The sequence below is a fragment of the Acetobacteraceae bacterium genome (genome assembly GCA_039613835.1).
In the GTDB taxonomy this organism is placed as follows: Bacteria; Pseudomonadota; Alphaproteobacteria; order Acetobacterales; family Acetobacteraceae; genus Sorlinia.
Genome location: CP154827.1, coordinates 1,513,723 through 1,520,000, shown reverse-complemented (window position 1 = coordinate 1,520,000; position 6,278 = coordinate 1,513,723). Strand labels below are relative to the sequence as shown.

3 protein-coding genes, 1 tRNA gene, 2 rRNA genes and 1 pseudogene (1 of these 7 running past the window's edge) are annotated in these 6,278 nt (G+C 51.9%); 3 read left to right on the top strand and 4 right to left on the bottom strand.

Features of this window, described 5'->3' with window-relative positions:
* The 3 genes from AAYR33_08450 to AAYR33_08440 form a co-directional block, all read left to right on the top strand.
* Positions 1-1,898, top strand: a 23S ribosomal RNA gene (locus AAYR33_08450); it begins 841 nt to the left of the window's first position.
* A 169-nt stretch (positions 1,899-2,067) separates the two neighbouring features.
* Positions 2,068-2,182: ribosomal RNA gene (gene rrf / locus AAYR33_08445) — 5S ribosomal RNA — on the top strand.
* A gap of 62 nt (positions 2,183-2,244) precedes the next feature.
* Positions 2,245-2,321: transfer RNA gene (locus AAYR33_08440), tRNA-Met, on the top strand.
* 50 nt (positions 2,322-2,371) lie between these two features.
* Here the strand turns inward: AAYR33_08440 and AAYR33_08435 are convergent.
* The 4 genes and pseudogenes from AAYR33_08435 to AAYR33_08420 all read right to left on the bottom strand — a co-directional run bounded on the left by AAYR33_08435 (position 2,372) and on the right by AAYR33_08420 (position 5,955).
* Positions 2,372-2,761, bottom strand: coding sequence for a YceI family protein (locus AAYR33_08435; protein XAO71030.1), 390 nt, complete (start codon positions 2,759-2,761; stop codon positions 2,372-2,374).
* Between the two features lie 105 nt (positions 2,762-2,866).
* Positions 2,867-3,456, bottom strand: a pseudogene (locus tag AAYR33_08430) (NUDIX hydrolase).
* Positions 3,457-3,688: 232 nt separating this feature from the next.
* Positions 3,689-4,738 (bottom strand): PLP-dependent transferase, encoded by a 1,050-nt coding sequence (locus AAYR33_08425; protein ID XAO71029.1) that lies wholly within the window; start codon positions 4,736-4,738, stop codon positions 3,689-3,691.
* The gene (locus AAYR33_08420) at positions 4,735-5,955 is read right to left on the bottom strand and encodes an MFS transporter (GenBank protein XAO72442.1); all 1,221 of its coding nucleotides are present in this window, start codon (positions 5,953-5,955) and stop codon (positions 4,735-4,737) included. Before AAYR33_08420 ends, AAYR33_08425 begins: the two co-directional genes overlap by 4 nt.
* Between the last annotated feature and the right edge of the window lie 323 nt (positions 5,956-6,278).

The following is a 6,278-nucleotide window of genomic DNA, read 5'->3' as shown; positions in this document are numbered from 1 at the left end:
TAGAGCACTGGATGGGCTAGGGGGGCCCAAAGCCTTACCAAACCTAACCAAACTCCGAATACCGAGGAGTATGAGCACGGCAGACAGACGATGGGTGCTAAGGTCCATTGTCGAGAGGGAAACAGCCCAGACCACCAGCTAAGGCCCCTAAATCGTGGCTAAGTGGGAAAGGATGTGGGGATTCCAAAACAACCAGGAGGTTGGCTTAGAAGCAGCCATCCTTTAAAGAAAGCGTAATAGCTCACTGGTCTAATAGAAACCCTGCGCCGAAAATGTAACGGGGCTCAAGCCACGTGCCGAAGCTGTGGGTGCATACATTGTATGCGCGGTAGCGGAGCGTTCCGTAAGTCTGCGAAGGAGATGGGGTGACCCTCTCTGGAGATATCGGAAGTGCGAATGCTGACATGAGTAGCGACAAACAGTGCGAGAAACACTGTCGCCGAAAGTCCAAGGGTTCCTGCGCAAGGTTAATCCACGCAGGGTAAGCCGGCCCCTAAGGCGAGGGCGAAAGCCGTAGTCGATGGGAACCAGTTGAATATTACTGGGCCTGCCAGAAGTGACGAATGCGAGATGTTGTCTGTTCTTAATGGATTGGACAGGCTTTTGGAGCATTCCGGGAAAGAGCTCTGGCATATAGACCGTACCCGAAACCGACACAGGTGGACTGGTAGAGTATACCAAGGCGCTTGAGAGAACGATGCTGAAGGAACTAGGCAAATTGCTCGTGTAACTTCGGGATAAGCGAGACCCGTATGTGGGCAACCATGTGCGGGTGGCACAGACCAGGGGGTAGCGACTGTTTAGTAAAAACACAGGGCTGTGCGAAGTCGAGAGACGACGTATACGGCCTGACGCCTGCCCGGTGCCGGAAGGTTAAGAGGAGATGTGAGAGCATTGAATTAAAGCCCCGGTAAACGGCGGCCGTAACTATAACGGTCCTAAGGTAGCGAAATTCCTTGTCGGGTAAGTTCCGACCTGCACGAATGGCGTAACGACTTCCCCACTGTCTCCAGCATCGGCTCAGCGAAATTGAATTCCCCGTGAAGATGCGGGGTACCCGCGGTCAGACGGAAAGACCCTATGAACCTTTACTGCAGCTTTGCAGTGGCATCAGAGACATTCTGTGTAGGATAGGTGGGAGGCTATGAAGCATGGGCGCCAGTCTGTGTGGAGCCATCCTTGAAATACCACCCTGACTGTCTTTGATGTCTAACCGCGACCCGTAAGCCGGGTCCGGGATCCTGCATGGTGGGCAGTTTGACTGGGGCGGTCGCCTCCCAAAGTGTAACGGAGGCGCGCGATGGTGGGCTCAGGTCGGTCGGAAACCGACTGTCGAGTGCAATGGCATAAGCCCGCCTGACTGTGAGAGTGACAGCTCGAACAGAGACGAAAGTCGGCCATAGTGATCCGGTGGTCCCACGTGGACGGGCCATCGCTCAACGGATAAAAGGTACTCTAGGGATAACAGGCTGATCTCCCCCAAGAGTCCACATCGACGGGGAGGTTTGGCACCTCGATGTCGGCTCATCACATCCTGGGGCTGGAGCAGGTCCCAAGGGTTCGGCTGTTCGCCGATTAAAGTGGTACGTGAGCTGGGTTTAGAACGTCGTGAGACAGTTCGGTCCCTATCTGCCGTGGGTGTAAGAGACTTGAGAGGATTTGTCCCTAGTACGAGAGGACCGGGATGAACATACCTCTGGTGCACCGGTTGTCGCGCCAGCGGCACCGCCGGGTAGCTAAGTATGGACAGGATAACCGCTGAAAGCATCTAAGCGGGAAACCTACCTCAAAACAAGGTCTCACAGGGCCGTGAAAGACCATCACGTCGATAGGCTGGGTGTGAAAGCGTGGTAACACGTGCAGCTGACCAGTCCTAATCGCCCTTGATTATTCACATCAACGCCGCTCTCCCTAACAGGAAAGCAGCATGCACATACATAGCAGTCATCCACGCATCCAAAGCGTGTCTCTCATCTCATCCTCCTCATCCTCCTCAACCCGTCTCACTCATTAAGAGAGACAGGGCATGCACCAGCCTCTCCACCCTGCAAAGGGTGGGCCAGATGACCTGGTGGCCATGGCGGGAGATTTCCACCCGATCCCTTCCCGAACTCGGCCGTGAAACGCCCTAGCGCCTATGATACTGCAGCTTAAGCTGCGGAAAAGTCGGTCGCCGCCAGGTCTCCTGATCCACCCAAATCAAACCTGTAACAATAGGGGGTCAAGTCACTCATCCCCCACCAGCGCGGGGTGGAGCAGCCCGGTAGCTCGTCAGGCTCATAACCTGAAGGCCGCAGGTTCAAATCCTGCCCCCGCAACCATCACAATCATACTCAATCTGACAGGCTCCTCTGCTCATAGGCCACAGGTTTCAACCGTCACGGTTGCCTGGCATCGGCGTCACTTTCGTTGAGACGAAAGTCACATTCGGATACTTGGCGCTATCAAACCACGCATCCCCCTTCAACTCACGATTGAGGACATTGTTCGATGTCTCGATTGAAGAAACTGGCACAGTAACGGTGAGAGTCGATTTTGAAGGATCAGCGCTGTCGAGATGGAGCTTCCCGCTGGCCTGTCTGAACATCCCGGAAAAGGGCGTGAAACCAAAATGCAGGACCGAAAAAACGATCTGCGTATGGGCAGGCTCAACTTTGTAGTCGCCAGAAGCGACCTTCGGTGAGTCGGATAGTGCATAGGGTGCAGACAACATTGTGCATGAGGCGACGAGCACGGCGCCTAAACGGTTGAATCGCGTCATAAGATTTCCTCGATTATTGATCGCTTAACATTGGCATAAGAAATAGTTGATCATATGCTGTTGGAAAAGCGTTCCACAATGTTTAGACCTGCCGAAGTAGGCGCGTCAATCCTCCAATGATCGCAGTAAGCCCATAGCCTCAATACGTGCGTAAGCCGCTAATGAAACCATGCAGGTGATTTCCTGCCGCGTAATCATGTCTCGAAACCGCGACAGAGTTACGGTGTGGCAGTTCAGATCGTCCTCCGTCTCCTCCCGTGAAACCGGGCCTTGTGTCAGGTTTTTCGCGAGATAAATGTGGCCCTTCTGCGTCGAATAACCGGCCCCCTGCCACATGGAACCCGCATATAGGAGGTCCTTCGCGACGAGTCCAGTTTCCTCTCGAAGCTCCCCAGCGGCCACAACCTCCGGCGCGACGTCGGGACGTGTCTCCCACATGCCCATCGGCAATTCGCACAAACGCGCATCAATCGGGTAACGATATTGCCAGACAAGTGTCACAGTGTGTTCAACGCCATCATGCCCCAATGGCAGGATGACGACGAATTCCCCCCCCGCTCAACAACACCATAGAGCCCCTCTTTCCCGTTCGGACGACGGATAATGTCCTCTCTGACGGCTGTCCAAGGGTTTTGATACGCCATTCGCGTCGAAAGAACCTCATATTTCGGTAGGGGCGCTTCGTTTCCACACATTTGTTTGCTTCCGCCAAAGTTCAGCTTCTGTTTATCAGACTGCCACTCCCCTCGATATCAATCAATATTCGTTAAATATTGTTGGCGGACCTCATTGCCTGATCAAGGTCGTAAATCAGGTCATTCTGATGCTCGATTCCAACGGAAAGACGGAGGAGCGCGTCCGTAATTCCTGATTGCGCTTTCTCTTCTGCGCTTAAACCGATGTGAGTCGTGGTGGTGGGGTGAGTGATCATCGTTCGAGTGTCTCCGAGGCTCGTGGCCCGAGAAATAAGTTTAAGATTGTGAACGAGAGCCCAGGCGGCATCTCGATTTCCTGCGATTTCGAAACTAAGGACGCTCCCCCCCCTCCGAATTGTTGCTTCTTAATTAATTCGGCTTGCGGGTGACATTGACTACCTGAATAGAAAATCGATTTGACGTATCTTGAGTGATGAAGGAAGTCTGCGATTGCACGCGTGTTCTGTTGGGCTTTCATGACTCTGATTGCCAAAGTCTCAATACCCTTCAAAATGAGCCACGCTTCGACAGGTCCAAGACAGGGCCCGAGGGAACGCAAGACCTCTTTCAAAGGATTGATCAATAATTTTGAGCCAGCAATAGCGCCCGCTACGCAGCGACCTTGATCGTCCAGATATTTGCCCGCTGAGTGCAATACGAGGTCAGCCCCCAGAGATATTGGATTCTGAAGAACGGGTGTCATCAATGTATTGTCAACGACAAAGACACTTTTGTTCGACCGCGCGCATTGTCCGATCATTCTTATGTCAGCCACAGTTTGCCGTGTATTTGAGGGCGTCTCCGCAAATATAATCGCGGTCTGCTTATCGATGGCTTTAGCCCATTGATCATTGTCGGTGGGGTCGACAAAGCGAGTTTCCACGCCGAGTTTACCAAAATAATGTGAAAATACGTGCTTAGTTGTGCCGAAAACGTCTCGGGAGCACACGATATTGCTCTCTCGAGTTAGAAAGGCATGCCCTAAAGCCGTGATCGCACTCATTCCTGAGGAGAACATGACGCCCTCCTCCGCATGCTCCAAAGCAGCAATTCGTGCGCCCAGAGCGTCGACCGTGGGGTTGGATAAACGGCTGTATACATTTCCGTGATCGCGCTCTGAGAAACGCCTATGGGCCTGGTCTGCGTCGACGAATCTGTAGGGAGAAGTAAGTGAAATCGGCTCGCAATGAAAATCCTCACATAGGGAGTGCTGACCATGTCTCACTGCGCGCGTTTCGAAATTGGCGCGATCTTTAGAACATCTCTCGACTAAGTGGTTCATCTTCTTATTACTCCATTTCTGCGGGTTCGGAGGGAAGGGCTTAGGGGATAGCGGGTTGCGAAGCAAGCAAGCGCTGCGATGAGGGTTAGAGAGGAGAGAATGAGGATGTGGAGGAAGAAAGCGTGCAAATTTCGGATGGTCATAAAGCCGAAGCCGAGAGCGATTACCCCTCCGATCTGATGGATGAGGAAGAGCATTCCGAAAATGGAACCGTGCCGACGCGAGCAGAAGACCTCAAGTGACACGGCCGACGTCATCACGACTGAACCGAGAAAGCTCACCCCGAAAACGATGCAAAAGGTCATCGCGGTCAAAGGAGAATAAAGAAATGCGAAAAGTAAAAAGCTCAGTCCTTTAAGAGAATAAAAAGCTCCAAGATATTTCAGTTTATGCAATCCGTCCGCAAGATAACCGGCGATGAGTCCGCTGATGATTTCGAGAAGTCCCAGAACCGAAAGACTTGATGCCATGACCCATGATGTTGCGTTCTGCATCTGCCATGGCGGGACGAGTAAAGCGTCGATAAAGGACATCGTCGCGCCGCAACAGAAAAATCCAGCGCCTAAAATGGCGAAAATGCGTTTTTCGTGAGAATTCCAGTGCGCAGAGCGTGGAAAAAGGAACTCTCGTTTGAGGTCGTGGCACGGCGCTTCGTTCGGCCTCCACGAAAACTCTCTGAATACAAAAAGTAAGATGATACCGAGCGAGGCAAAGGCCGCCGATTCATAGCGAAAACTATCCTGCCAATGAATTGAAGTCTGCGCTAAGATCCAGACCGGAGCGAATATAACGTAACCGACGGCCGCACCATTGATAACAAGAGCGTAACTGAAACCGGTCTTCCCGCGCTCAGATACTTGATCGATTAGCACGGATAATGGAACGTAGCTGATGCATGTGAGAGCGAAAGAGGCGCAAAATCCATAGAGCAACACAAATGATATCGGATTTTCAGAACCTGGAAGGGCAAGCAGCACGACTGAAGCGAAAAATGTTCCAAAAATCAATATCCGTGCTGTGCCCCACCGATGACTTAGTGACCCGATCAAATAAGAAAATAGACCTTGGGACAAAGCGAAAATTGTCGGAGCGGCATCAATAAGATGTGTTCGACCGTAATCATCAGATATGCGGGAATAATACGCGAATATCGGAAGTTTCATATTACTTGACATGAGCATGATCAGAAAACCGCAAAGGATGAATTTTATTATCATGCTCCCACTAGATTGGGTTAATGTGTCAATGATGGGCGCCAAGTCGGGCATTTAAAGCGAAGTTTTTCTCGAATCATCGAAGATGACTTTAATTCGTCTTCGACACTCTTCACAGCAACAATCTGCCATAAACCACACGCTCAAAGCCACGTAACAAGCTTGTGTTCACCGCCCACGGCATTGATGACTTGCCTTCATGGTTCGGCACGAAATTCCCACGCCTGCCCTCAAAATATGCTAAACTCGTCACCCAACATATTTCACATGCAGTCAGACGAGATTGTTCAGCTCATCGCCACAGCCAGGTGTTACGTCTCGGCGTA

Excerpts from the sequence above, each read along its gene's own strand:
- AAYR33_08435 (XAO71030.1), bottom strand. The coding sequence starts at position 2,761 with ATGACGCGATTCAACCGTTTAGGCGCCGTGCTCGTCGCCTCATGCACA.
- AAYR33_08425 (XAO71029.1), bottom strand. The coding sequence starts at position 4,738 with ATGAACCACTTAGTCGAGAGATGTTCTAAAGATCGCGCCAATTTCGAA.
- AAYR33_08420 (XAO72442.1), bottom strand. The coding sequence starts at position 5,955 with ATGATAATAAAATTCATCCTTTGCGGTTTTCTGATCATGCTCATGTCA.